General features: G+C 72.5%; 25 protein-coding genes and 1 tRNA gene. 22 read left to right on the top strand and 4 right to left on the bottom strand.

The annotated features are described in order from the left end of the window. Positions 1 to 199: 199 nt before the first annotated feature. On the bottom strand, positions 200 to 679 hold the full coding sequence (locus C2L59_RS15460; protein ID WP_103350205.1) for a GtrA family protein: 480 nt from the start codon (positions 677 to 679) through the stop codon (positions 200 to 202). A 146-nt stretch (positions 680 to 825) separates the two neighbouring features. Between C2L59_RS15460 and C2L59_RS15455 the strand changes: the two genes are divergently transcribed. Both C2L59_RS15455 and C2L59_RS15450 read left to right on the top strand, forming a co-directional pair. Continuing rightward, a complete protein-coding gene (locus C2L59_RS15455; protein WP_103350204.1) occupies positions 826 to 1,236 on the top strand; it encodes a hypothetical protein in 411 nt (136 codons plus the stop codon). An 81-nt stretch (positions 1,237 to 1,317) separates the two neighbouring features. After that, a complete protein-coding gene (locus C2L59_RS15450; RefSeq protein ID WP_103350203.1) occupies positions 1,318 to 1,617 on the top strand; it encodes an iron-sulfur cluster biosynthesis family protein in 300 nt (99 codons plus the stop codon). 55 nt (positions 1,618 to 1,672) lie between these two features. On the opposite strand, the gene C2L59_RS15445 is transcribed toward C2L59_RS15450, so the two are convergent. The 3 genes from C2L59_RS15445 to C2L59_RS15435 all read right to left on the bottom strand — a co-directional run bounded on the left by C2L59_RS15445 (position 1,673) and on the right by C2L59_RS15435 (position 5,917). After that, positions 1,673 to 2,788, bottom strand: coding sequence for a glycerate kinase (locus tag C2L59_RS15445; protein WP_103350202.1), 1,116 nt, complete (start codon positions 2,786 to 2,788; stop codon positions 1,673 to 1,675). Further along, positions 2,785 to 3,729: a D-glycerate dehydrogenase gene (locus C2L59_RS15440; protein ID WP_103350201.1), complete on the bottom strand. Its 945-nt coding sequence runs from the start codon at positions 3,727 to 3,729 to the stop codon at positions 2,785 to 2,787. Before C2L59_RS15440 ends, C2L59_RS15445 begins: the two co-directional genes overlap by 4 nt. 91 nt (positions 3,730 to 3,820) lie before the next feature. Further along, on the bottom strand, positions 3,821 to 5,917 hold the full coding sequence (locus tag C2L59_RS15435) for an alpha-galactosidase (protein ID WP_103350200.1): 2,097 nt from the start codon (positions 5,915 to 5,917) through the stop codon (positions 3,821 to 3,823). On the opposite strand from C2L59_RS15435, the gene C2L59_RS48950 reads away from it, so the two are divergent. The 20 genes from C2L59_RS48950 to C2L59_RS15335 all read left to right on the top strand — a co-directional run bounded on the left by C2L59_RS48950 (position 5,916) and on the right by C2L59_RS15335 (position 25,118). Next, positions 5,916 to 6,242: an ROK family protein gene (locus C2L59_RS48950; RefSeq protein WP_233223512.1), complete on the top strand. Its 327-nt coding sequence runs from the start codon at positions 5,916 to 5,918 to the stop codon at positions 6,240 to 6,242. The genes C2L59_RS15435 and C2L59_RS48950 overlap by 2 nt on opposite strands. Before the next feature lie 242 nt (positions 6,243 to 6,484). Beyond that, the gene (locus C2L59_RS15425) at positions 6,485 to 7,294 is read left to right on the top strand and encodes a CoA transferase subunit A (protein WP_103350199.1); all 810 of its coding nucleotides are present in this window, start codon (positions 6,485 to 6,487) and stop codon (positions 7,292 to 7,294) included. Then, a complete protein-coding gene (locus tag C2L59_RS15420; protein ID WP_103350198.1) occupies positions 7,291 to 8,049 on the top strand; it encodes a CoA-transferase subunit beta in 759 nt (252 codons plus the stop codon). Before C2L59_RS15425 ends, C2L59_RS15420 begins: the two co-directional genes overlap by 4 nt. After that, entirely contained in the window at positions 8,046 to 9,227 is a 1,182-nt protein-coding gene (locus tag C2L59_RS15415; protein ID WP_103350197.1) for a thiolase family protein, read from the top strand. The genes C2L59_RS15420 and C2L59_RS15415 overlap by 4 nt, the downstream gene beginning before the upstream one ends. A gap of 11 nt (positions 9,228 to 9,238) precedes the next feature. Then, positions 9,239 to 9,976 (top strand): protocatechuate 3,4-dioxygenase subunit beta, encoded by a 738-nt coding sequence (gene pcaH / locus C2L59_RS15410; RefSeq protein ID WP_103350196.1) that lies wholly within the window; start codon positions 9,239 to 9,241, stop codon positions 9,974 to 9,976. After that, positions 9,973 to 10,527 carry a protocatechuate 3,4-dioxygenase subunit alpha gene (pcaG, locus tag C2L59_RS15405; RefSeq protein WP_103350195.1) on the top strand — a complete coding sequence of 185 codons (555 nt, stop codon included), beginning with the start codon at positions 9,973 to 9,975 and terminating at the stop codon, positions 10,525 to 10,527. The genes pcaH and pcaG overlap by 4 nt, the downstream gene beginning before the upstream one ends. Before the next feature lie 4 nt (positions 10,528 to 10,531). Continuing rightward, complete coding sequence (gene pcaD / locus C2L59_RS15400) at positions 10,532 to 11,308, top strand: 3-oxoadipate enol-lactonase (RefSeq protein WP_103350194.1); 777 nt, start codon at positions 10,532 to 10,534, stop codon at positions 11,306 to 11,308. Next, positions 11,305 to 11,706 carry a 4-carboxymuconolactone decarboxylase gene (gene pcaC, locus C2L59_RS15395; RefSeq protein ID WP_103350193.1) on the top strand — a complete coding sequence of 134 codons (402 nt, stop codon included), beginning with the start codon at positions 11,305 to 11,307 and terminating at the stop codon, positions 11,704 to 11,706. Before pcaD ends, pcaC begins: the two co-directional genes overlap by 4 nt. Positions 11,707 to 11,715: 9 nt before the next feature. Further along, a complete protein-coding gene (locus C2L59_RS15390; protein WP_103350192.1) occupies positions 11,716 to 12,549 on the top strand; it encodes an IclR family transcriptional regulator C-terminal domain-containing protein in 834 nt (277 codons plus the stop codon). Between the two features lie 172 nt (positions 12,550 to 12,721). After that, positions 12,722 to 13,306, top strand: coding sequence for an NTP transferase domain-containing protein (locus C2L59_RS15385; RefSeq protein WP_103350191.1), 585 nt, complete (start codon positions 12,722 to 12,724; stop codon positions 13,304 to 13,306). Between the two features lie 28 nt (positions 13,307 to 13,334). Continuing rightward, positions 13,335 to 14,204, top strand: a complete 870-nt coding sequence (locus C2L59_RS15380; protein ID WP_103350206.1) for a MoxR family ATPase — start codon at positions 13,335 to 13,337, stop codon at positions 14,202 to 14,204. A 62-nt stretch (positions 14,205 to 14,266) separates the two neighbouring features. Then, positions 14,267 to 16,024 carry a hypothetical protein gene (locus tag C2L59_RS15375; protein ID WP_103350190.1) on the top strand — a complete coding sequence of 586 codons (1,758 nt, stop codon included), beginning with the start codon at positions 14,267 to 14,269 and terminating at the stop codon, positions 16,022 to 16,024. Between the two features lie 308 nt (positions 16,025 to 16,332). Continuing rightward, positions 16,333 to 16,406: transfer RNA gene (locus C2L59_RS15370), tRNA-Arg, on the top strand. A gap of 23 nt (positions 16,407 to 16,429) precedes the next feature. Further along, the gene (locus tag C2L59_RS15365; protein WP_103350189.1) at positions 16,430 to 17,542 is read left to right on the top strand and encodes a VWA domain-containing protein; all 1,113 of its coding nucleotides are present in this window, start codon (positions 16,430 to 16,432) and stop codon (positions 17,540 to 17,542) included. Next, positions 17,535 to 18,647, top strand: coding sequence for an XdhC/CoxI family protein (locus tag C2L59_RS15360; protein WP_103350188.1), 1,113 nt, complete (start codon positions 17,535 to 17,537; stop codon positions 18,645 to 18,647). Before C2L59_RS15365 ends, C2L59_RS15360 begins: the two co-directional genes overlap by 8 nt. A gap of 222 nt (positions 18,648 to 18,869) precedes the next feature. Beyond that, positions 18,870 to 19,394, top strand: a complete 525-nt coding sequence (locus tag C2L59_RS15355) for a (2Fe-2S)-binding protein (RefSeq protein WP_003068341.1) — start codon at positions 18,870 to 18,872, stop codon at positions 19,392 to 19,394. Then, on the top strand, positions 19,394 to 21,835 hold the full coding sequence (locus C2L59_RS15350) for a xanthine dehydrogenase family protein molybdopterin-binding subunit (RefSeq protein WP_103350187.1): 2,442 nt from the start codon (positions 19,394 to 19,396) through the stop codon (positions 21,833 to 21,835). The genes C2L59_RS15355 and C2L59_RS15350 overlap by 1 nt, the downstream gene beginning before the upstream one ends. Continuing rightward, the gene (locus C2L59_RS15345) at positions 21,832 to 22,686 is read left to right on the top strand and encodes a xanthine dehydrogenase family protein subunit M (RefSeq protein ID WP_103350186.1); all 855 of its coding nucleotides are present in this window, start codon (positions 21,832 to 21,834) and stop codon (positions 22,684 to 22,686) included. Before C2L59_RS15350 ends, C2L59_RS15345 begins: the two co-directional genes overlap by 4 nt. A gap of 100 nt (positions 22,687 to 22,786) precedes the next feature. Next, positions 22,787 to 23,587 carry an SRPBCC domain-containing protein gene (locus C2L59_RS15340; protein WP_103350185.1) on the top strand — a complete coding sequence of 267 codons (801 nt, stop codon included), beginning with the start codon at positions 22,787 to 22,789 and terminating at the stop codon, positions 23,585 to 23,587. Between the two features lie 307 nt (positions 23,588 to 23,894). Then, complete coding sequence (locus tag C2L59_RS15335; protein WP_103350184.1) at positions 23,895 to 25,118, top strand: GGDEF domain-containing protein; 1,224 nt, start codon at positions 23,895 to 23,897, stop codon at positions 25,116 to 25,118. Positions 25,119 to 25,409: the final 291 nt, after the last annotated feature.

Raw genomic sequence — 25,409 nt, 5'->3', positions numbered from 1 at the left:
CGGGCCGGGTTGGCGCGGGTCGCGGATCGCGCAGGAGGCGGTGCGGGCGGGTGAATCGGCCGGGGGCCGGTGCGGTGCGAGGGCGCCGGCGTTGGCGGCGTGGGTTCGGGGGCTGTCCGACCCCGAGTGCGAATCCCGCGCGAGGGTGGCGAGCCTTCCGGTCTGCCGGGCGTCGGCCGAGCCGCGCGAACCGCCGGTGCTAGCCGGCCTGCGTTGCCGGGGCCGGCTCGGTGTGGTGGGCGAAGACCCACCAGCGCAGCACCGCGAACCGCGCGAAGCCGCCGACCAGGCTGGCCAGCAACAGCGTGCCGGTCTCCTCCCACGATGTCGGCCGGTCGACGAAGGCGTCCAGCAGCGCCAGGACCGCCGAGCCGTACAGCGCGTAGAACGCGAACGTCAGCAGGTCCTGCAGGTGCCGCTTGCCCGCGTTGCTCCGCCGTCCCGCGAAGGTGACCCGGCGGTGGAACTCGGTGTTGCCCACCGTCGTCAGCGCGATCGCGACCAGGTTCGCCACCTGGGAGCCGAGCTCGTCGTGCAGCAGGAGGAACAGAACCGCCTGGATCCCGGTTGTCACCACGCCGGCCACCACGTACCACGCGGCGTGCGTGCCGAGCTCGTGGTGGCGGTCCGGGTCGGTGGCGAGCAGCCGGCGATCCGGTGCACACCTGGTGGTGGCCATGATCCCAACCTACCCTGCGTTCACAAACTTGTGAATGTGTTAAACCCGTTGAACAAATGTGATCCCCGTGACACCGCGGGGTTTCACCGCCCCGACCAGCGGGGTAGGTCACCGGCGAAGCACATTTCCGACGCCAGGAGACACCTGTGAGTGACCGTGACTCGGCCGAACCGCAAAGCCTGAGCCCCAGCGAGGCGCTGGACGAGGACGAGCTGCGCGTGGACCCGCTCGAGAAGGGCGTCGAGCCACCCGAGCACTGGAGCGCCGCGAACCGCTACGGCACCACGCCCCGGGAGATCCGCGAAGGCGAGCCGATGGACATGCGCCTGTCCGAAGAAGTCCCGGACACCGAGCCGGAGCCGATCCCGGACCGCCCGCTGGCCGCGACGCCGGCGGCGGAGCTCGACGAAACGATCGAGGACGCCCCGCCGGACTTCGAGCCGGTGGTCCCGGAAGACACCGTGCCGCAGCGGCACACCGGGCCCGACCGGGGCGAACAGGCGATCTACGCGGGTGAGTCGGTGGCCGACGCCATCCGGGCGTCCCGGCAGGGCTGATCCGCTCAGCCTGCACACCCGTTCGGGCGCCCCTAGCGTGGGGCACCAGTGCATCGGACCGCGACGAAGGGAAGGCCGAAGATGCTGACCGTGACCGAAGCCGCCGCCGAGGCGATCACCGCGCTGACCAGCCAGGGAGAGAGCGACAGCGACGCCGGGCTGCGCCTGGCGGTCCAGAACGCCGACGGGGAAAGCGCTCAGCTGGCCCTGTCGGTCGCCCTGGAACCGGCGGAGGGCGACAGCGTGCTGGGTACCGACGAAGGCCCGAAGGTCTTCCTCGAACCCCAGGCGGCGGCCCTCCTAGACGACAAGGTGCTGGACGTCCAGGAGGACGAAGCCGGCGGCGTGGCGTTCGCCGTGCTGCCCCAGCACACGAGCTGACCGCGGCGGACGGGCCTTTCGCTCTTCGGGTGCGAACGGCCCGTCCGCTCGTGGTTCAGCGGGACCGCCACTCCCGGACCAGCTCGGCCGCGCGTGCGCGCAGCAGTTCCGCCGCGTGCGCCCGCGCGTGGTCCAGCGAGGGCGCGTGGTCGATCAACGCGCTGCTCCCGACGACGCCGAGCCGCGCCAGCCCGGCGGCATCGAGCTGGATCCGCCCGGCGAGCACCATCAGGGGGATTCCCCGCGCCCGGTCGGCGATCCCGGCCGGCGCCTTGCCGTTGAGACTCTGCTCGTCCAGCGACCCCTCGCCGGTGATCACGAGATCGGCGCCGTCCAAAGCCTGATCGACTCCGGTCAGTCCCGCGATCAGGTCGAACCCGGACTCCACGCTCGCGCCGAGCGCGATCGCCCCGGCCGCGACCCCGCCGCCCGCTCCGGCACCCGGTACGCGCGCCACGTCCGGCGCCCCGCCCACCTGCAGCGCGTGCGCCCACCGCCCCAGCGCCTCGTCGAGCGCCGCGACTTCCGCCGGGCCCGCGCCCTTCTGCGGCCCGAACACCGCCGCCGCGCCTTCCGGGCCCAGCAACGTGTTCGTGACGTCGGTCGCCACCGCCACGCGTACGCCGGCCAGCCGTTCCCGCACCGGCGCGAGCTCGGTCGAGGCGACCCGCCCCAACGTCCCGCCGCCCAGGCCGACGGGCGCGCCGAACGCGTCCAGCACCCCGGCCCCGAGCGCGCCGAGCATCCCGGCGCCGCCGTCCGTGCTGGCCGTGCCGCCGACCGTGAGCACCAGCCCCTTCGCGCCGTGGATCAGCGCGTCCGCCAGGAGTTCGCCGACGCCCCAGGTGTGCGCGGCCAGCGCCGTCGCCGGGGAAGGTTCGACGAATTCGATGCCGCACGCCCGCGCGGATTCGACGTACGCCGTGCCGTCCAGCACCGCGTACCGCGCCGGGACGGACTCCTCGAGCGGGCCCCGGACCGTCAGCCGCACGATCCGCGCGCCCGCCGCTTCCAGGACGTCGAGGGTGCCTTCGCCGCCGTCGGCGACCGGGCACGTGACGATGTCCGCGTCCGGCAAGGCATCCCGCACGCCGAGCGCGATCGCCTCCGCGGCCTCGACCGCGGTGAGGCTGCCCTTGAACTTGTCGGGCGCGATGACGACCCGGGTCACGGCTTCACCTCCGTCAGCGGGGGACGCCCGGCGAGCACCGCCGCGACGTTGCGGGCGGCCAGCACGGCCATCCCGGTGCGCGTTTCGACCGTCGCCGACCCCAGGTGCGGGCTCAGCACGACGTCGTCCCGGCCGAGCAGGCGCGGTTCGACCTCCGGTTCCTTCTCGAACACGTCGAGCGCCGCGCCGGCGATCTCCCCGGCTTCCAGCGCGTCGGCCAGCGCGGCTTCGTCGACGACCGGCCCGCGGGTCGTGTTCACCAGGTACGCGCCGGGTTTCATGGCCCGCAACGCGGCGGCGTCGACGAGGTGCCGCGTCTCGGGCGTCAGCGGGCAGTGCAGCGAGACGACGTCCGAGCGCGCCAGCAGCTCGTCGAACGACACGTACTCGGCATCGAAGTCCTGTTTGGACCGTCCGGAGTAGACGACCGACATCCCGAACGCGGTGGCCCGGCGAGCCACCGCCCGCCCGATCTGCCCGAGCCCGACGATGCCCAGCGTCTTGCCCTGCAGCCCGGAACCGAGGAGGAACCCGAGGTGGAACGACCACGGCGTGCGCGAGCGCAGCAGCCGTTCTCCTTCGCCCAGCCGCCGCGTGACCGCGAGTAGCAGCCCGAAGGCGAGGTCGGCGGTGGCGTCGGTGAGCACGCCCGGGGTGTTGGTGACGACGATCCCGCGCGAGGCCAGCGCCGGGACGTCGACGTTGTCGTACCCCACGGCCACGTTCGCGACCACCTTCAGCCCGGGACCGGCGGCGTCGGCCAGCGCGCCGTCGAGCCGGTCGTGCAGCATCCCGACGACGGCCGAAGCGCCCGCGACGAACTCGTGCAGTTCCGCAGGCGTCAGCGGCCGATCGGCGGGGGAAACCTCCACGTCGCCTGCTTCGGCGAGGAGCTTCACCGCGTCGTCGGGAATCCACCGGGTCACCGCGATCTTGGCCACGACGACAGCCTAGGGCACCCCACCCACGGTTTTCGGGGGTTCGGGTGGCGGAGCCCCCGACTGGGGCGGAGCCCCCGATGTCACCGACGATTCAGCCCACGCGCGTCAGCCGCACCACCGCACTCGCGTACCCGCTTCCCGGCCACGAGACGTCGAGCCCGTGGCTCAGCAACACGGCCCCGTGGTGCACGACGCCGTCCTGGTCGCGGTAGCGCCCGGCCGGATCCAGCCCGGCGAGCCGCGGCGGGGTGTACGGCCGCGCGAACTCCGTGGGCCGCCGCCAGAAGAAGACGACCACCTCGGCGCCCAGGACGTACTGCACGGCCGTCAGCGCCGAAACCGCCGGATCCGCCAGCCGGTACAGCACGCCGTGCTGCACCACCGGCCGGATCTCCTTGTACAGCGCCACGAGCGTCGCCGCCTCGGCGAGTTCGCCCGGTGTCCAGCGCGGCAGGTCGCCGCCCAGGCCGAGCACGCCCGCCATCGCCACGTGGAACCGGAAGCTCAGCGGCGCCTCCCGGTGCGTCGCCGGGTTCGGGCTGTCGGTGACCCAGGCGGACATCGTGCCCGCCGGGTAGATCTGCCCGTAGCCGTGCTGGATGGTGATCCGGTCGGCGGCGTCGGTGTTGTCCGACGCCCAGATCTCGTCGGTGCGCGCGAGGATCCCCAGGTCGGTGCGCCCGCCGCCGCCCGCGCACCCCTGGATCCGCAGGTCCGGGTGGTCGGCGCGCAGCCGGTCCAGGATCGCGTACACCGCGCGGACGTGCCCGGCCCACAGCCGCTGCGCGTCCGGTCCCGCCGCCGGCCAGCCGGCCTCGGTGAACGCGCGGTTCATGTCCCACTTGAGGTAGTCGATGCCGTGCTCGCCGACCAGGCGGTCGAGCCACTCGTGCGCCCAGTCCGCGACGTCCGGGCGCGCGAAGTTGAGCACGAGCTGGTTGCGCAACGTCGTGCGCTCCCGGTGCGCCATGTGCAGCACCCAGTCCGGGTGCGCGCGGTAGAGGTCGCTGTCGGGGTTGACCATCTCCGGCTCGACCCACAGCCCGAACCGCATCCCGTGCGCGTGCACGGCGTCGACCAACGGCTGCAGCCCGGCCGGGAAGCGCTGTTCGTTGGCGATCCAGTCGCCGAGACCCGCGGTGTCGCCGGTGCGGGCGCCGAACCAGCCGTCGTCCATGACGAACAGTTCGGCTCCGACGCGGGCCGCCGCGGCCGCCAGGTCGGTTTCGGTCCGCTCGTCGACGTCCCAGCCGGTCGCTTCCCACGAGTTGTAGACGACCGGCCGCAGCTCGCCCGGGTGTGGCTGCACGAACTTTCGGACGTAGGCGTGCCAGCGCCGGCTGGTCCCGCCGAAGCCGTCGGCCGCGTAGAGCCCGGCGAACACCGGTGTCTCCCACGTTTCTCCCGGCCACAGCGGCCAGGCGACGTGGTCGTGGCCGAACCCGCCGGTCCACGTGACGCGGCCGGTGTGCGTGCGTTCCACGGTGATCCGCCAGCTCCCGCTCCACGCCAGCGCCGACGACCACACCTCGCCGGAGGTCTCCGTCGCGTCGCCCGCGTCGAGCATCACCCACGGGTCGACCTGGTGGCTGGAGACCCCGCGACGGCTGGTCAGCGTGGTTTCGCCGACCGGCACGGGTTCGCGCAGCACGCCGTACTCGGCGCTCCACGCGCCGGACGTCCGGGTCAGTCGCGCGCCGTCACGCCGGGGGAGGGTCCACGACGCGGAATCGGTGCGCAGCAACGAGATCGCCTCGCCGGCGCCGGTGTGCCGCAGCGACGTCCAGCGTTCGACGACGTCGCCGCGGACGCGGTAGTGCAGGGACAGCTCGAGGGGGTAGTGCCGGTCGGCGAGCCGCACGACGAGCGTGTCGTCTTCGAGCGCGAAGCCGTCGTAACGCCATTCGAGCGCCGACGTCCCGTCCGCGTACCGCACGGCCAGCGCCGCGACGCCGAAGAACGCGCCGCCCTCGGCCGGGAGCTCCTGCCGCTCGTCCCCGGGCTCGTCGAAGCTGCTGTCGGCCGGGTTGCGGCGCGCGGCGACCTGCGTGGCCTGGTCCAGGGTCAGCGGCGCGCCCCAGTGGACGTGCCGCGGCCGGTCGGCGTCGTCCAGCCGGAAGGCGTACGAGCTCTCGGGGGTGCGCAGCAGCCAGAGCCGGTGCGCCGGGTCGTGTTCGACGAGCGACATGCCCGACAGCGTAGGGCTGACCAGCGTAAAGGCGCCGATCGCCAGCCCCGCGGCCGCGACCGTGTTCACCACGGTCCTGACCGAAGGGCCGGTTTCCCGCGTCGTCGCCCGCCGTACGGGGTCGTCCTCTGCCGCGGTCACCAAGGCCGCCTGGCCCTTCATCGGCGCGCACGGAGTCGCGGGAGAGATCGGGCACGTCCCAATCGCCGACGGCGGCCCGTCCTGCCACTGCGGCGGGCGGGGCTGCGTCGAGGCGATCGCGTCCACCGAGGCGATCTTGACGCGCGCTCGCGAGGTCTCCGGAGAACCTGCCTTGACCATGTAAGACGCCGTGGCGCGCGCTCGCGGCGGCGGCGAACCGCTGCGCGAGGCCTTCGCCGCCGCCGGGCACGCGATCGGGCTGGGGCTGGCCGCGCTGGTCAACCTGTTCGGACCCTTTTTCGTCTTCGGCGTGCGTGCGTCATCCATTGGGTGGAAGACGTCTGGTCGGCGCGGCCGTCAGCGTGCTATGTTCGGTTGCAGAACGAGTGTGCGTGATGCGAACAATCCGATCGGACGGAGGGCGGGATGGCGGAGCTGCTGTCGCTGGAGGAGGCCGTGGACCGGCTGGTGCACGACGGCGACACCGTCGCGCTCGAAGGGTTCACGCACCTCATCCCGGTCGCGGCCGGGCAGGAGATCATCCGGCAACGCCGGCGGGATCTCACCCTGGTGCGGATGACCCCTGACATCGTCTACGACCAGCTGATCGGCGCCGGCTGCGCGCGCAAGCTGGTCTTTTCGTGGGGCGGCAACCCGGGCGTCGGCTCGTTGCACCGGTTCCGCGACGCCGTCCAGCACGACTGGCCGGTGCCGCTGGAGATCGAGGAACACAGCCACGCGGGCATGGCGAACCGGTACGTCGCCGGCGCGTCCGGCCTGCCCTTCGCGGTGCTGCGCGGCTACACGGGCACCGACCTGCCGGCCCAGACCGCCACGATCAAGCCGATCACCTGCCCCTTCACCGGCGAACAGCTCACCGCGGTACCGGCGCTGAACCCGGACGTCTCGATCGTCCACGCCCAGCGCGCGGACCGGAGCGGGAACGTCCAGATGTGGGGCATCACCGGTGTCCAGAAGGAAGCCGTGCTGGCGGCGAAACGGTCCTTGGTGACGGTCGAGGAGATCGTCGACGAGCTGGAACCGCGCCCCGGCGCGGTCGTGCTGCCGGCATGGGTGGTCACCGCGGTGGCCGAGGTCCCGGGCGGCGCCAAGCCGTCGTACGCGGCCGGGTACTACGAGCGGGACAACGCTGCGTACCAGGCGTGGGACGAGGTGGGCCGCGACCGCGAAGAGTTCACGAAGTGGCTGAACGAGCTGACCGGGGTGACGGCATGAGCGCCCAGTATTCCGCCGACGAGATGATGAGCGTCGCGGCGGCCCGCGCGCTCGGCGACGGCACGTCCTGCTTCGTCGGGATCGGCCTGCCGAGCAAGGCGGCGAACCTCGCCCGCCGCGCGCACGCCCCGAACCTGACGCTCATCTACGAATCCGGCTGCCTGGGCGCGAAGCCGTCCCGGCTGCCGCTGTCCATCGGCGACGGCGAGCTGGCCGACACGGCGGACGCGGTGATCAGCGTCCCGGAGGTGTTCAACTACTGGCTCCAGCCGGGCCGCATCGACGTCGGCTTCCTCGGCGCGGCCCAGCTCGACAAGTTCGGCAACATCAACACCACGGTGATCGGCTCGGACTACCACGACCCGAAGGTCCGGCTCCCGGGCGCGGGCGGCGCCCCGGAGATCGCGGCCTCGTGCGGCGAGGTGTTCATCGTCCTGCGCCAGAACCCCCGGGCGTTCGTGGAGAAGGTCGACTTCGTGACGTCGTTCGGCCACGGAACGGGCAAGGGCGACCGCGCGCGCCTGGGCCTCCCGGGCCGGGGCCCGACGCTCGTGGTGACGGACCTGGGCCTGCTGCGCCCGGACCCGGAGACGTCGGAGCTGACGCTGACGGAGCTGCACACCGGCGTGGACCTCGACCGCGCCATCGCGGCCACGGGGTGGAAACTGAAGGTGTCCGACGACCTCGCGACCACCCCCGCCCCCACGGCGCAGGAGCTGACCCTCCTGCGGGACCTGGAGAAGGCAAGCGCATGACCGACGTCTACATCATCGACGCGATCCGCACCCCGTTCGGCCGCTACGGCGGCGCACTGGCCGGCGTCCGCCCCGACGACCTGGCCGCGGGCGTGCTCAAGGCGCTCCAGCAGCGCAACGACCTCGATCCGTCCACAGTGGACGAAGTCACCCTCGGCGACGCGAACGGCGCGGGGGAGGACAACCGCAACGTCGCCCGCATGGCGGCGCTCCTCGCGGGCTGGCCCACGACCGTCCCGGGCAGCACGGTCAACCGCCTCTGCGGCTCCGGTCTCGACGCGGCGATCCAGGCCAGCCGCGCGATCCAGACCGGCGACGCGTCCCTGGTCGTCGCCGGCGGTGTCGAGTCGATGACCCGCTCGCCGCTGGTCATGCCGAAGCCCGAGAAGGCGTTCCCCACGGGGAACCAGACCCTCTACAACACCGCGCTCGGCTGGCGCATGGTGAACCCGGCGATGCCGTCGCAGTGGACGATCTCCCTGGGTGAGTCCACCGAGCAGCTCGCCGAGCGCTACGGCATCGGCCGCGACGAGCAGGACGCCTTCGCCGCCCGCAGCCACGTCAACGCGGCCGAGGCGTGGGACGACGGCTTCTACGACGACCTGGTCGTCCCGGTCGAAGGCGTGGACCTGACCCGCGACGAAGGCATCCGGCCCGACTCCAGCCCCGAGAAGCTGGCCAAGCTCAAGCCCGTCTTCCGCACGGAGAACGGCACCGTCACCGCGGGCAACGCCTCCCCGCTCAACGACGGCGCCTCCGCCCTCCTCCTCGGCGACGAGGCGGCCGCGAGCCGGCTGAACAAGGCCCCGCTCGCCCGGATCGCCGGCCGCGGCGCGGCGGGTGTCGACCCGGACGTCTTCGGCATCGGCCCGGTGCGCGCGGCGGAGATCGCCCTCGAACGCGCCGGCATCGGCTGGGACGACCTGGCCGCGGTCGAACTCAACGAGGCCTTCGCCGCGCAGTCCCTGGCCTGCCTGCGCGACTGGAAGGACCTCGACCCGGAGATCGTGAACACCCACGGCGGCGCGATCGCCATCGGGCATCCGCTCGGCGCGTCCGGCGGCCGGATCCTCGGCACCCTGGCGCACGACCTGCACCGCCGCGGCGGGGGCTGGGGCCTCGCCGCCATCTGCATCGGCGTCGGCCAGGGCCTCGCCGTCGTCCTCGAAGGCCGGTAAAGGAGAGAACCGTGGCCACTCCGACCGAATCCAGGCTGCCGCGCTACGGGGAAGACCCCGAAGGCACCCACCCGCCCCTGGGCTACCCCGGCTACCGCTCGACGGCGCTGAGGCACCCGAAGCAGGACCTCGTCCTGCTCCCGCAGATGCTGACCGAGGTCACCGGCCCGCTGCTCGGGCCGGGGCGCCTCGGTGAGCACGACAACGACCTCACCCGGCAGCACGCCGGCGAGCCGCAGGGGCAGCGGATCATCGTCACCGGACGGCTCCTCGACGGCGAAGGCCGCCCGGTGCGCGACTCGCTCGTCGAGATCTGGCAGGCCAACGCCGGCGGCCGCTACCGCCACACCGGCGACCGCTGGCCGTCGCCGCTCGACCCGAACTTCGACGGCGTCGGGCGCACCCTGACCGACAGCGACGGCCGCTACACCTTCACCACCATCAAGCCCGGCGCCTACCCGTGGAAGAACCACGACAACGCCTGGCGCCCGGCGCACATCCACTTCTCGGTGTTCGGCTCGGCGTTCACCCAGCGCCTGGTCACCCAGATGTACTTCCCGGACGACCCGCTGTTCTCCCAGGACCCGATCTTCAACTCGATCCCGGACGAGAAGGCCCGGCAGCGGATGGTCTCGCGCTACGACCACGAGATCACCCAGGCCGAGTGGGCGCTCGGCTTCCAGTTCGACATCGTGCTGCGCGGGCGCGACGCGTCGGTGTTCGAAGAGGAAGAGGACGAGGACGAATGACCAGGCTGCTGCCCACCCCTTCGCAGACCGTCGGCCCGTACCTGTCGATCGGGCTGCCCTGGCCCGACGGCCCGCACGTCGTGCCCGAGGGCACGGCCGGCGCGTTCTGGATCCGCGGCACCGTCCGCGACGGCAACGGCGACCCGGTCCCGGACGCCATGATCGAGACCTGGCAGGCCGACCCGGGCGGCGGCTTCCGCCACCCCGACGACCCCCGCGGCGAGGGAGCCGGCGAGTTCCGCGGCTTCGGCCGCTGCCCGACGAACCCCGACGGCACCTACGGCATCTTCACCGTGCTCCCGGGCGTGGTGCCCGGCGAGGGCGGCGCCACGCAGGCCCGGCACATCGACGTGTCGGTGTTCGCGCGCGGCCTGCTCAACCGGGTCGTCACGCGGATCTACTTCGAGGACCAGGACAACACCGGCGACCCGGTCCTGGCGACGGTCCCGGAGGAGCGGCGCGGCACGCTGGTCGCGGCGAAGACCGAGGACGGCTACCGCTTCGACGTCCGGCTGCAGGGAGACGGCGAAACCGTCTTCTTCCGGGTGTGACGCGGTGAGCGTGGTGAAACTGCACCGGGTCGTCGAAGGCCCGGCGGACGGCCCGGCGGTCGTGTTCGGCGGGTCGCTCGGCAGTGACCTGCGGATGTGGGAACCCCAGGTCGCGCCGCTGGTCGAGCGCGGTTTCCGGGTGGTCCGGTACGACACGCGCGGGCACGGCGCCTCGCCCGTCCCGCCGGGCCCCTACGAGCTCGACGACCTGGGGGCCGACGTTCTCGCGCTGCTCGACGAGCTCGGCGTCGCGCGGGCGCACCTGGTGGGCCTGTCGCTCGGCGGCATGACCGGGATGTGGCTCGGCATCCACGCGCCGGAGCGCGTTGCGAGCTTGGTGCTCTGCTGCACGTCCGCGAAGCTCGGGCCGCCGCAGATGTGGGCGGAGCGGGCGCGCACGGTCCGCGCCGAGGGCACCGCCGCGGTGGCCGGGGCCGGGGTGAGCCGCTGGCTGACGCCGGGCTACGTCGAGCGTCATCCGGACCGGGCCGGGTTCCTCCGCGCGATGATCGCAGGCGTCCCCGCCGAGGGCTACGCGGCCTGCTGCGGTGCGATCGAGCGGATGGACCTGCTGGACCTGCTCCCGAAGATCACCGCGCCCACCCTGGTCATCGCGGGTGCCGACGACCCGGCCACTTCCCCGGGCGAACACGCGCGGCCGATCGCCGAGGGCATCCCCGGCGCGCGGCTGGAGGTCGTGGCGGACGCCGCGCACCTGGGCAGCTACGAGCAGCCGGCGGAGTTCACCCGGCTGATCCTGGACCACTTGGAGCGAACGTGACGGACCGCCACGAGCAGGGCATGAAGGTGCGGCGCGAGGTGCTGGGCGACGAGCACGTCGACCGCGCGGTCGCGGGCACGACGGACTTCAGCCGCCCGTTCCAGGACTACATCACCGAGGGCGCGTGGGGCTCGGTGTGGGCCCGCGACGGCCTGGACCGCCGCACGCGCAGCTGCGTCACGCTGGCGGCGCTGACCGCGCTGCAGGCGCACAACGAGCTGGCGATGCACGTCCGCGCCGCGGTCCGCAACGGGCTGACGGCCGCGGAGATCGGCGAGGTACTGCTGCACACGGCGGTGTACGCGGGAGCCCCGGCGGCGAACGCGGCGTTCGCCATCGCCCAGCGCACCCTGGCCGAGCTCGGCGAGCCGGGCGCCCGGCCCGCCGACGCCGGATAAGGTGCGGGCATGGACGTGGGGAGGCCGTCGATCGAGGCCACGCCGAGCAGCGAGCCGGCGCACCGTGGTGCCCACCACGTGCAGTCGCTGGAGCGCGGCCTGGCGGTGATCAAGGCTTTCCACGCGGGCGCGTCCGTCCTCACGTTGAGCGACGTCGCCCGCGCCACGGGCCTCACCCGCGCGGCAGCCCGCCGGTTCTTGCTGACCCTGACCGACCTCGGCTACGTCCGCACGGACGGCAAGTACTTTTCGCTGACGGCCCGGGTGCTGGAGCTGGGTTACGCGTACTTGTCGAGCATGACGTTGCCGGAGGTGGCCCAGCCCCACCTGGAACAGCTGTCGGCGCGCGTGCACGAGTCGAGCTCGATCTCGGTCCTGGAGGCCACGGACATCGTCTACGTGGCACGGGTGGCGGTGTCCCGCATCATGACGGTGAGCATCAGCGTGGGCACCCGCTTCCCGGCCCACGCGACCTCGATGGGCCACGTCCTCCTGGCCGGCCTCAGCAAGGCGGAGCTGGAGGCGTACTTCGTGGTGGCCAGCCTGGACCGCTTGACGGACCACACGGTCACCGCCCCCGGCCGCCTCCGCACGGAGCTGGCCAAGGTGGCCGAGCAGGGCTGGGCGATGGTGGACCAGGAGCTGGAGGAGGGCCTCCGCTCGGTGGCGGCCCCGATCCGCAACCGCAGGGGCCGAGTGGTGGCAGCGGTGAACCTGTCGACCCACGCGAGCCGCACAACGGCAGAGTCGGTCCGGACGGAGCTGGTTCCCCCGTTGCTGGAGACGGCCCGGGCAATCGAGGCAGACCTGGCGGTAGCAGCCCCGGACCGAGCCCATGGCTGACCCGGCCGCGGGCGCGCGGGGTAGCGGAGCCGAGGCCCGGAGTGCCGCCCATGGCTGAGCCGGCGCCCACCGGATCCGCGCCGCCGCCTGAGGAGGCGCCGATGCCCACCGCCGCACCCCCTCGGCAGCCGCAAGCCCCGCCCGCGGCCGCCCCAACCGCCGGTTCCCCCTCATGACCGCCCCGCCCGTCGCCGGCCTCCTCCTCGCCGCCGGGGCGGGCCGGCGGTTCGGCGGCCCCAAAGCCCTCGTCCACATCGACGGCGAACCCCTCGTCCTCCGCGTCCTCCGTACCCTCACCGCCGCCGGATGTCATCCCATCCGGGTCGTCGTCGGGGCCGCCGAAGACCGAGTTCGCGCCCTCCTCCCGGACCCCTCGCAAGCCGTCCTCGCCGAAGACTGGGCCAGCGGTATGGGCGCCTCCCTTCGCGCCGGCCTCGCCGCGCTCGCCGACACCCCCGGACCCGTCGCCGCGCTCGTTCAGCTCGTCGATCTGCCCTGGGTCGGGTCCGAGGTTCTCGCCCGCGTCGCCACCCACGCCGGCGAAACCACCGTCGCCCGCGCCGCCTATGACGGCACCCCCGGCCATCCCGTACTGCTCGGGCGGCGCTGGTGGGCCGAGATCGCCGCCGGCGCCCGAGGCGACCGTGGGGCGCGGGACTGGCTCGCCACCCGCGAAGATCTCACCCTCGTCGAGTGCGGTGACCTCGGCAGCGGCCGGGACGTCGACCGGCCCGGCGACCTCCCGGGCCCGGCGTGAGCACGCCGCGCCGCCTACGATCGACGGCGTGACGGACTCGCCCGAAGCTCTTGCTGCCGCGCTGGACGCGACCGGTTACCTCGCCGATGACGGGCTCGCGACCGCCGGGTTCCTCGCCCTGCGGATGGGGCGCCCCCTCTTCTGCGAAGGGGAGCCCGGGACCGGCAAGACGTCACTCGCCCTCGCGCTGGCCGCCGCGCTCGGGCGGCCGCTCGTCCGGCTTCAGTGCCACGAAGGCATCGACGCCTCCCAGGCCCTCTACGAATGGGACTTCCCGCGGCAGCTGCTGCACCTGCGTGCCCTCGAAGCCGCCGGGGGTGGGCAGCTCGATGTCGAGACCGCCGAGCGCTCGCTCTACACCGAGCGGTTCCTGCTCGCCCGGCCGCTGCTGCAGGCCCTGATCAGCGCGCCTTGCGTCCTGCTCATCGACGAGATCGACCGCGCCGACGACGAGTTCGAGGCCTTCCTGCTGCAGCTGCTCGACGAACACGCCGTGACCATCCCCGAGTACGGCGAAGTCCGCGCCGAACAGCCGCCGCTGGTGGTGCTGACCTCGAACCGGACCCGGGAAGTGCACGACGCGCTCAAGCGCCGGTGCCTCTACCACTGGCTCGAACACCCGGACCTGGTGCGGGAGGTCGCCATCCTGCGACGTAGGATCCCGGAAACAGGCGAAGTGCTGGCCCAGCAGATCGCAGAAGCGGTCCACCGGCTCCGTGAGATGGATCTGCTGAAGCCACCCGGGGTGGCGGAGTCACTCGACTGGGCGCGAGCCCTGCTGACTCTGCAGCGCGACGAGCTGGACGCGGCCACGGCGGCGCGGACACTGGGCGCCGTCCTCAAGTACAGCGAAGACCTCGACCGGGTCCGGGCGAAACTCGACGCCCTCTTCGCCTGATCCCGGTGGGACGAGTTCCCGGTGGGACGACGGACGAAGCCGAGACCGGGGAGGACCTGCGGATGAGCGTGGCGGAGACGACCGAGACGAGACCGGTGGCCGAAGCGGAGCCGGATCGGCCCGGCGTGGCCACCGCACGACGGGGGTGGCGGGCCCGGCTCGCCGCCGTGGCCGCCGTGCTCGGCGGTACCGCGCTGATCGCCGCGCACGCCTCGCTCTACGGCCGCTGGCTGATCGACGACGCGGCCATCACGTTCGCTTACTCGCGCAACGTCGCCGACGGCTTCGGGCCGGTCCTCCAGCCCGGCGCCGCGCCGGTCGAGGGGTACTCCAACCCGACCTGGATGGTGCTGCTCGCCCTGGGCAAGCTCGTCGGCCTGTTCGACCACGGCACGCTCTTCGGCGTCAACGACCAGATCCTCTTCCCGAAGGCGCTCGCGCTCGCCTGCTGCGCCGGCGTCCTGGTCCTCTTCTACTTCGGCGCGAAGACGCTCACCCGCCGGCCCGCGCTGGTCACGTTCGTCGCGGGGGCCGTGCTCGCCGCGATCCCGTCGTTCGTGATCTGGTGCTTCTCCGGCCTCGAAAATTCCTTCTACGCGCTGACGATCGCCGCGCTCGCCGTGCTGATCCTGCGGGCGGTGCAGAGCGGCCGGCTGCTCGACACGCAGGTCGCGGCCGGCACCGGGCTGATCGCCGTGCTGGCCGCGCTGACCCGGCCCGACGGCATCATCTACGCCGGCGCGTACCCGATCGTCGTCCTGCTGTTCCTCAAGCGGGAGCTGCTCGGCCGCAGTGTCCGCGCGGTCGTCGTTTCGGTCGCCGGGTTCGCCGTGCCGTACGGCGCCTACGTGGTGTTCCGCTGGTTCGAATTCGGCCGGCTGGTGCCCAACACCGCCGTCGCGAAGGGGCAGGAGGCGCCGGACCTCGACGACCTCGCGCGGCCGGGCGAAATCGTCTCCTACGTCGGCTGGCTGGCCGTCGCGGTCGCCGTCGCGTGCCTGGTCATGCTGCTGGTCCGGCCGTCGCGGCTGCGCACCGGCCTGATCGCGCTGCTGGTGCCGTTCGGGCTCACCGTCGTCGCCTACATCGTGCTCGAGTACGACTGGATGGGGCAGCTGCGGTTCGCCACCCCGGTCTGGACGCTCGGCGCGTTCGGCGGCGCGATCGTGGTCGTCGAGGCGCTGGCCGCGGCCCGCCTGCGCGGCCGGATCGTGCTCGCGTGCCTGCTCGCGGTGGCGCTGGTCAGCTCGCTGAGCGGGCTCTACACCCAGGGCACGACCTACCGCGCCAACGTCAAGACGGCGTTCTGCATCGTCGCCGAGCGCGACGCCCAGACCGTCAACGGCTTCGCGGACATCCTCAAGCTGCCCGACACCGCCCAGGTCGGCCTGATCGACCTCGGCGGGACGTCGCTGGGCAGCCGCATCCGGGTGCTCGACCTGGCCGGCCTCGGCGACAAGCCGATCGCCGACTACCTGCACGACTCCGACCTGCAGGGGCTGCGCGACTACGTCTTCACCCAGGCCAAGCCCGAGCTGATCACGTTCATCGGGTCGTGGATCACCACGCTGCAGTTCGACCAGGACCCGCGGTTCGACCGCGACTACGTGACGATCTTCGCGAACCAGGGGATCGGCAACTCGACGATCGACTCGCGCAACCGGGTCAGCTACCACGTCCGGCGCGACCTGGTCGACCCCGCGAAACTCGCGGAACTCCAGGCGTACGCCCGGAAGACGCTGACCCCGGTCCTGGAGCTGAACAAGACGGCGGGCCTGCGCGGCTGCGCCAACGTCCAGCCCGGCACCAAGGCCGCCTGACCTCCGGAAACCACACCCGCCTCGACGGTCCACAAAGGACCGTCGAGGCGGGTGTTCTTAATTGCGTTGCCCGCCCGCGGGGTATTCGGGCATCCTTTTCCCAGCACAGCAGAAACCGCCACCCGAGAGGAGGAGATCGTGAACCGACGGCAAGACCGGATAGGCGGCACGATCTCCCGTGCCGTTCGCTGACTTCCCTTTTCCTTCCGAAAAGCTCTTCGCGCCCACCCCCGCTACCTTGGGTCGGCCGCGGCGAAGAGCGCGGTCTGCGCGCCCGTCCGGGGAGGGGCGCGTGCGCAGACCGCCCCGTCCCGGTAGCTCAGCAGGACAGAGCGCGGCGCTACGAACGCCGAGGTCCGAGGTTCAAGTCCTCGCCGGGACACCCGACAAGCGCACAATGGAGGCATGACCACCGCCGCGGATCCCGTCGCCGGGTACGCCGGCTTCGCCGCCGCGCTGCGCGAAGCCGGTGTCGCCTGCGACGCCCACCGCGTCCAGGCGTACCTGACGGCCGTCGCCGAGATCGACGTCGCCGAGCCCACGCAGCTGTACTGGGCCGGCCGGCTGACGCTGTGCTCGAGCCCCGACGACCTCCCGTGCTACGAGGAGGCGTTCAGCCAGTGGTTCGCGATCGAGACGACCACCCCGCAGCGCGCGAAGACCGCCGTGCCGAAGCAGGCGAGGATCGCCCCGCTCGTCGACGCCGAAGGCGGGGACGCCGAGGGTGGCGACGGCCCTGACCAGCTCAAAGTCGCCGCCAGCGCGCACGAGGTCCTGCGCCACCGCGACCTCGCCGAGCTCACCGCCGCCGAGCGCGAGCACCTCCGCGAACTGCTGGCCGCGCTGAAACCCGCGCCCCCGCGGCGCCCGGCCGCCCGCCGGACGCCGTCGCGGCGCGGCCGCCTCGACCCGTCGCGCACGCTGCGCGCCATGCTCGCCAGCGGCGGCGAGCCGCGGAAACTCGTGCACGCCAAGCGCGCCGGCCGGCCACGGCGGGTCGTGCTGCTCGTCGACGTCTCCGGTTCGATGAGCCCGTACGCCGACGCGCTGCTGCGGTTCGCCCACGTCCTGACGCGGTCGGCGCCCCAGTCCGTCGAGGTGTTCACCCTCGGCACGCGGCTGACCCGCGTGTCCCGGCAGCTGCGCCAGCGCGACCCGGAACGCGCGATGCTCGCGGCGGGCTCGGCGGTGCCGGACTTCGCCGGCGGCACCCGGCTCGGCGAGACGCTCCAGGCGTTCCTCGACCGCTGGGGCCGGCGCGGGGTGGCGCGCCGCGCGGTCGTCACGGTGTTCTCCGACGGCTGGGAACGCGGCGACACCGGCCTGCTCGGCGAGCAGCTCGGGCGGCTGCGCCGGCTCGCGCACGCCGTATTCTGGGTGAATCCGCACGCCGGCCGTGCGGGCTACGCTCCGGTCCAGTCGGGCATCGTGGCCGCGCTGCCCCACATCGACCGGCTCCTGGCCGGGCACACCCTGGCCACCTTGGAACGACTGCTCGGGGAGATTTCCGATGCGTGACGTACTGGACGACGTGTTCCGCCGCTGGTCGGCGGGTGAGACCGTCGGGCTCGGCACCGTGGTCGCCACCTTCTCCTCGGCGCCGCGCGCGCCGGGCGCCGCGATGGTCGTCGCCCCCGACGGCACGGTCGCCGGCAGCGTGTCCGGCGGCTGCGTCGAAGGCGCGGTCTACGAGCTGGCGCAGGAGGTCGTGGCCGAGCGAAAGCCGGTGCTGCAGCGCTACGGCGTCACCGACGACGACGCCTTCGCGGTCGGCCTGACCTGCGGCGGGATCATCGACATCTACGTCGAGGCGGTCGACCGCGAGTCGATGCCGGAGCTCGGCGACGTGGTCGAATCCGTGCGCGGCGGCGAGCCCGTCGCGGTCGTCACGGTCATCGAGCACGAACGCGAGGGCCTGGTCGGCGAGCACATGATCGTCTGGCCGGACCGCACCGCAGGCTCGCTGGGGTCGTCGCGGATGGACGACGCGGTGGCCGACGACGCGCGCGGCCTGCTGGCCAGCGGCCGCACCGGCACCCTGCACTACGGCCCGGACGGCCAGCGCCGCGGCGAGGGGATGGCGGTGTTCGTCAACTCCTTCGAGCCGCCGCCCCGGCTGCTGGTCTTCGGCGCGATCGACTTCGCCGCCGCGATGGCCCGCATGGGCGCCTACCTCGGCTACCAGGTCACCGTGTGCGACGCGCGACCGGTGTTCGCCACCGCCAGCCGGTTCCCGGACGCGCACGAGGTCGTCGTCGACTGGCCGCACCGCTACCTGCAGGCCGAGGCGGACGCGGGCCGCGTCGACCAGCGGACGGCGATCGCGGTGCTGACCCACGACCCGAAGTTCGACGTGCCGCTGCTGGAGGTGGCGCTGCGCTTGAACGTCGGGTACGTGGGCGCGATGGGGTCCCGCAAGACCCACGACGACCGGTTCGCCCGCCTGCGCGAGGCCGGGATCACCGAGGCGGAGCTGGAAAGGCTGTCGTCGCCGATCGGTCTCGACCTGGGTGCGCGCACCCCGGAGGAGACGGCGGTGTCCATCGCGGCGGAGATCATCGCGCTGCGCTGGGGCGGCGGCGGCCAGCGGCTCGCGGCGCTGTCGGGGCGCATCCACGGCTGACCGTTTCCGGGCCGGGCGCTGCTCCGGGTGGCGCACGAAAGTTCACCCGTCCGGCATTCCGCGGTTGCGGCGTCCCGCCCGGAATACCCGCGTATCCGCGGAACAGGTAGTTGAACGTGTGACATCAGGGCTTGTCCACGCGAAGGTCGCGTAGCACGCTCGGGGTCTGTGAGCCCGATCACGATCGGGCGGGCCGTTCCCGAACCGGCTTTTGGAGGCCTGATGCGCATCACCGTCACCGTCGACGGGACGAAGTACACCGACGAAGTCGAACCCCGCACCCTCCTCGTGCACCACCTACGGGAAAAACTCGGGAAGGTCGGTACCGTCGTCGGTTGCGACACCAGCAACTGCGGCGCCTGCACCGTCCACCTCGACGGGCACAGCGTGAAGTCCTGCTCCGTCCTGGCCGTGCAGGCCGACGGCTGCGAAGTCACCACCATCGAAGGCCTCGCCCGCGACGGCAAGCTGCACCCGGTGCAGCAGGCCTTCCACGACAACCACGCCCTGCAGTGCGGGTTCTGCACGCCGGGGATGATCATGCAGTCGATCGACCTGCTGGCCGACAACCCCGACCCGGACGAACAGGCCGTCCGCGAAGGGCTCGAAGGCAACCTCTGCCGCTGCACCGGCTACCAGAACATCGTCCGCGCGGTCCGCGACGCCGCGCAGAACATGAGCCCCGGCGCCGGCCCCGAAGCCGAACGGATCGCCGAGAACAAGCACGTCGGCGTGGGTGGTGACTGATGACCGCCACGATCGAACCGGAGGTCGGCAAGTCCCGCCGCCGCAAGGAGGACGAGCGGCTGATCACCGGCCGCACCCGCTGGACCGACAACATCACGCTGCCCGGCCTGCTGCACATGGCGGTCCTGCGCAGCCCGATCGCGCACGCCAAGATCGTCTCGATCGACACGTCGGCGGCGAAGAGCGCGCCCGGCGTCATCGCCGTCTACACCGCCAAGGACCTCGACCCGGACGGCTCGGTCGGCATGCCGTGCGCGTGGCCGATCACGCCGGACATGAAGGCGCCGCGGCGCCCGGTGCTCGCGTCCGACACGGTCAACTTCGCCGGTGAGGGCGTCGCGGTCGTCGTCGCGCGGACGTCGGCCGAAGCGCACGACGCGCTCGAGGAAATCGACGTCGAGTACGACGAGCTGCCGGTCATCCTCGACATGGAGGCCGCGATCGCCGAGGGCGCCGCGCTGGTCCACGAGGACCTGGGCACCAACACGAGCGCGGTCTGGAAGTTCGACTCCGCCGAGGCCGGCACCGGCGGCAACGTCGAGGACGCGATCAGCTCGTCGGAGGTCGTCCTCAAGCGCCGCTTCCGCCAGCAGCGGCTCGTCCCGGCGTTCATGGAGCCGCGGGCCTGCGTCGTCGACCCGACCAGCACGCAGATCACCATGTGGTCGGCCACGCAGGTGCCGCACATCCTGCGCGTGATGTCGGCGCTGACGCTCGGCATCCCCGAGCACAAGCTGCGCGTGATCGCCCCCGACGTCGGCGGCGGTTTCGGCGGCAAGATCGGCGTGCTGCCGGAAGAGATGATGTCGCTGCTGGTCGCGCGGAAGCTCGGCAAGCCGGTCAAGTGGAACGAGACGCGGTCGGAGACCATGCTCGCCGCCCACCACGGCCGCGACCAGATCCAGGACATCACCATCTCCGCGACCCGCGACGGCCAGGTCACCGGGCTCAAGGTCGAGCTGCTCGCCAACCTCGGCGCGTACAACGGCCTGGTGGGCCCGGGTGTGCCGATCCTCGGCGCGTTCATGTTCAACGCGATCTACAAGATCCCGGCCTACCACTTCGCGTGCACCAACGTGTACACGACGACGACGCTGACCGACGCCTACCGCGGCGCCGGCCGCCCGGAGGCGACGTTCGCGATCGAACGGATCATGGACGAGCTCGCCGTCGAGCTCGGCATGGACCCGATGGAGCTGCGCGAGAAGAACTGGATCAAGCACGAGGAGTTTCCGTTCACCACGGTGTGCGGGCTGACCTACGACTCGGGCAACTACGAGGCCGCCACCGAGAAGGCCAAGCAGCTCTTCGACTACGACGGCCTGCGCGCCGAGCAGGAGAAGCGCCGCAGCTCGGGCGACAAGGTGCAGCTCGGCATCGGCATCTCGACGTTCACCGAGATGTGCGGGCTCGCGCCGTCGCGGGTGCTCGGCTCGCTCGACTACGGCGCCGGCGGCTGGGAGTACGCGTCGGTCCGGATGCTGCCCACCGGCAAGGTCGAGGTCACCACGGGTGCGTCCGCGCACGGCCAGGGCCACGAGACGGCGTGGAGCCAGATCGTCGCCGACCAGCTGGGCGTCGCGTTCGAGGACGTCGAGATCCTGCACGGCGACACGCAGTCGTCGCACAAGGGCATGGACACCTACGGCTCGCGGTCGCTGGTGGTCGGCGGGATCGCGGTCATCAAGGCCGCCGAGAAGGTCGTCGCCAAAGCCAAGCCGATCGCGGCGCACCTGCTCGAATGCGCCGAGGACGACCTCGAGTTCGCCGGCGGCAAGTTCACGGTGAAAGGCACCGACACGTCGACGACGATGGGCGACGTCGCGCTCGCGGTGTTCGCGGCGCACAACCTGCCCGAAGGCGTCGAGCCCTCGCTCGACTCGGACGCGACCTTCGACCCGGAGAACTTCTCGTTCCCGCACGGCACGCACCTGTGCGCCGCCGAAGTGGACACCGAGACGGGCCGGGTCAAGCTGCGTTCGTACGTCTGCGTCGACGACGTCGGCGTCGCGGTGAACCCGCTGATCGTCGAAGGCCAGGTGCACGGCGGGCTCGCGCAGGGCATCGCGCAGGCGTTGTTCGAGGGCACCGAGCACGACGAGAGCGGCACGTTGACGACGGGTACGTTCGCCGACTACCTGCTGCCGTCCGCGGCCGATCTGCCGTCGTTCACCACCGACCGCACGGAAACGCCGTCGACGACCAACCCGCTCGGCGCCAAGGGCGTCGGCGAGGCGGGCACCATCGCGTCCACCCCGGCGGTGGTCAACGCGGTGGTCGACGCCGTGCGGCACTTCGGCGTCGACGACATCGAGATGCCGCTGACCCCGATGCGGGTCTGGCACGCCATCCAGCACGGCACCAGCGACGCGGGCGGCCCCGGCCGCGGCGAAGCCGGTGGCGGGCTCGGTTCGATCGACGCCACCGGAGGTGCGCAGTGATCCCGGCTCCCTTCGACTACGTCCGCCCGTCCACAGTGGACGAAGCGGTGCAGGCGCTGGCGGCGGCGGGCGAGGACGCCAAGGTGCTGGCGGGCGGGCAGAGCCTGCTCCCGGTGCTGCGGATGCGCCTCGCGGCGCCGACGACCCTGATCGACCTCGGGCGCGTCGCGGAACTGCGCGGCGTCCGCGAGGACGGCGACGAGCTGGTCATCGGCGCGATGACGACGCACTACGACGTCCAGCGGGACGCGTTGGTCGCTTCGCACGCGGCGTTGCTCAAAGAGGCGACGGACACGGTGGCCGACCCCCAGATCCGCCACCGCGGCACGCTCGGCGGCGCGATCGCGCACGCCGACCCGGCCGGGGACCTGCTCGCGCCGGTCCTCGCCCTGGAGGCGTCGCTGGTACTGGCCGGGCCGTCGGGGCGGCGCACGGTGCCGGCCGCGGAGTTCTTCCGCGACCTGTTCACCACGGCGCTGGCGCCGGACGAGCTGCTGGTCGAGGTCCGCGTGCCCAAGCACACCGGGTGGCGGGCGCACTACGAGAAGTTCAACCGGGTCGCCCAGGCGTGGTCGATGGTCGCGGTCGCGGTGACGGTCCGTACCGAGGCGGGCGTCATCGAGGAGGCCCGGGTCGCGCTGACGAACATGGGCTCGACCCCGGTCCGCGCCTCGGGTGTCGAGGCGGCGCTGGTCGGCGTCCAGGCGTCGGCGGACTCTATCCGCGCGGCGGCTTCGCACGCGGCGGAGGGCACGAATCCGCCGGTCGACAGCAACGCGGACGTCGAATACCGCCGTCACCTGGCCCAGGTGCTGACGGGCCGCGCGATCGCGGCGGCGGCCGGATCCTGACGCACGTTCCCGGGGCCGCGGCTGGTCCGCCGGCCCGCGGCCCCGGGACGGCTAGGGTGGGGTGCGGACACCCCAGGTTCGGCAGAAAGGAGGTCGGCCCGTGCGGCTCGACCACGAATTCACCGTCCCGGCACCGATCGGCGAGGTCTGGCAGGCGGTCGTCGACCCGGAGCGCGTCGCCCCCTGCATGCCCGGAGCAACGCTCACCAAGGTCGAGGGCGACCGCTTCAGCGGCACGGTGAAGGTCAAGCTGGGGCCGATTTCGCTGCTGTACAAGGGGAACGGCGAGTTCCTGGAGAAGGACGAAGCCGCCCGCAAGGTGACGATCAAGGCTTCGGGCAAGGACTCCCGCGGAGCAGGCACGGCGGCGGCCACGGTGACGTTGACCCTGACGGAGGCTGACGGCGGAACCCGCGGAGCAGTCTCGACGGACTTGGCGATCACGGGCAAGCCGGCCCAGTTCGGCCGCGGGTTGATCAGCGAGGTGGGCGGGAAGATCCTGGACACGTTCGCGGGGTGCCTGTCGGGCAAGCTGGCCCCGGACGCGACTTCTGCCGCGCCTGCGCCTGCGCCCGCGTCTTCGTCTCCGGCCGTGGCGGAACCGGCGCCCAAGCCGGTGCCGGAACCGGCGTCGGCCGAGCCGATTGCGACCGCGGAGCCGGTGGCCAAGCCCCAGCCGGCGGTCAAGCCGGCCCCGACGACGGCGGAGATCAACACGGAGCCGAAGCCCAAGCCGGCGGACCGCCCGCCGCTGCACAGCGTCCCTGCACCCCCGGAGGCGGACGCGATCGACCTCCTCGACTACGCGGGCCAGTCGGTGCTCAAGCGGGTGGCCCCCGTGCTGATCGGCGTCGCGGCGGTGGCCGGGTTGGTGGCGTTCATCCGCAAGCTGCGCAGGTGAGCTGACCTCAGTCGACAGTCCGAGCTGGTCCTGTTCGGGTGACCGGTTCGGTCCTGTTTGCCCTGTTGCCGAAGGAGCCGATCTACCCTGCGCGGGTCTTCGAGCAGGGGCGATGCCCGCAAATCCCCCGGACTGGCGACGGGGGTCGCCGAAGCGGCTACGCTGGGCTACCTGCCGGCCGAACTTCGCGCAAGGGGTACGTCACGATGGCGGTTCGTCACGTCTGTGACCTCGGCTCTTGAGAGCCCAGGCCGCCGTGCGCCGGGAAACGGTTTCCACCTGGCCGGGCTGGCCCGCGCGATGGGCGATGTGGAGCGGGGCCAAAGGCCGCTGGATCGCGTACGCGCTCGGTTGTGAATTGCTCGCCGTCGTCGCGACCGTGACCGCTTTGGCCGCCGGGTTCGGCGGGGCGGTGCGTCCCGTGTGGTTTGCCGTGCTGGTGGCGCTGGGGGTGGCGCAGGCCGAGATGTCGCGCCGGATCGAAGGGTTGCGGCGGTGGATGAGCGGGCAGACGCACATCAACGTCACGTCCGTCTGGTACCTCGCCGGCGTCGTCCTGCTGCCGCCGGCTTGGGTCGCGCTGCTGGCCGTGGTGCTCTACGCGCACCTGTGGGTGCGAGTGTGGCGACAGGTGCGTACGCGGCCCGCGCACCGCTTCGTCGCGAGCACGGCGTGGGCGATGCTCTCGTGTTTCGCGGCTTCCTCCGTTCTCGCGATCTTGGGTCTGCACGGGACGCCGTTGCAGACGCCGCGTGGGTTGTTCGCGCTGTGCCTGGCGGCCGCGGTGTTCGAGCTGGTGAACGTCGGCCTCGTCGCGGCCGGGATCTACCTGTACACGAGCCAGCGCTCGGCGGCCGACCTGATCGGCACCTGGGAGGACAACGCTTTCGAGCTGGCCACGCTCTGCCTCGGCGGGCTCGCCGCGCTCGCGCTGGTCGAGCAGCCGGTGCTGGTGGTGTTCGTCGTGGCGCCGTTGCTGCTGCTGCACCGGTACCTGTTGCTGAAGCAGCAACTGCAGGTCGCCGCGGTCACCGACGAGAAGACGGGGCTGCTCAACACCGCGGGCTGGCACGAATCCGCGGTCCGCGAGCACGCCCGCGCCCAGCGCCGCGGCGCAGCCGGCGACTTCGCCGTGCTGATGATCGACTTGGACCACTTCAAGCGCATCAACGACACCTACGGCCACCTGACCGGCGACGACGTGCTGGCCGCGGTCGCGGTGGCGATCACCGGTTCGGTCCGCCAGGGCGACACAGTCGGCCGGTTCGGCGGCGAGGAGTTCGTGGTGCTCCTGCCGGGCCTCGGCCGCGCCGACGTACTGGCCATCGCCGAACGGGTCCGGCTGGCGGTGGGCGAGCTGAACGTGGTGATCTCGACGGGCAGCGGAACGGTCCGGGTGAGCGGGCTGTCGGTCTCGATCGGAGTCGCCCGCCACCCCGACGCCGGCCCGACCCTGGACGATGTACTTCGTACGGCGGACGCGGCGCTGTATCGGGCGAAGGAGGCGGGCCGCAACCGGGTGGCTGTGTGAGGGGGCGCGGCCGACGAGGGGGCTGGTCGCTGCGGGAGTGGGGTGCGGGTCGGCTGCCGGGGTAGCTGCGCTGAACGCGGTTGTCGTGGCGGACGGCGGGGGTGGCAGCGCTGCGGCTGCCGATGGGCGGGGTGGCGCGGAGGCCGGCTGACCCGGCGCTCGGCTGGGTCGAGGCGCCTGCGGCAGCCGGCGGGCCGGGGCGGCAGGGTGCGGTTGCTTTGCGGCTTGCCGACAGTCGAGGCTGCCAGCACGGGCGCGGGCTACGGCTGCCGGCGCGGGGGCAGGCTGCGG

This window comes from Amycolatopsis sp. CA-128772, assembly GCF_002904295.1.
Lineage (GTDB): Bacteria > Actinomycetota > Actinomycetes > Mycobacteriales > Pseudonocardiaceae > Amycolatopsis.
Note: the sequence above shows the minus strand (reverse complement) of the source record. Positions and strands in the feature narration are given on the sequence as shown.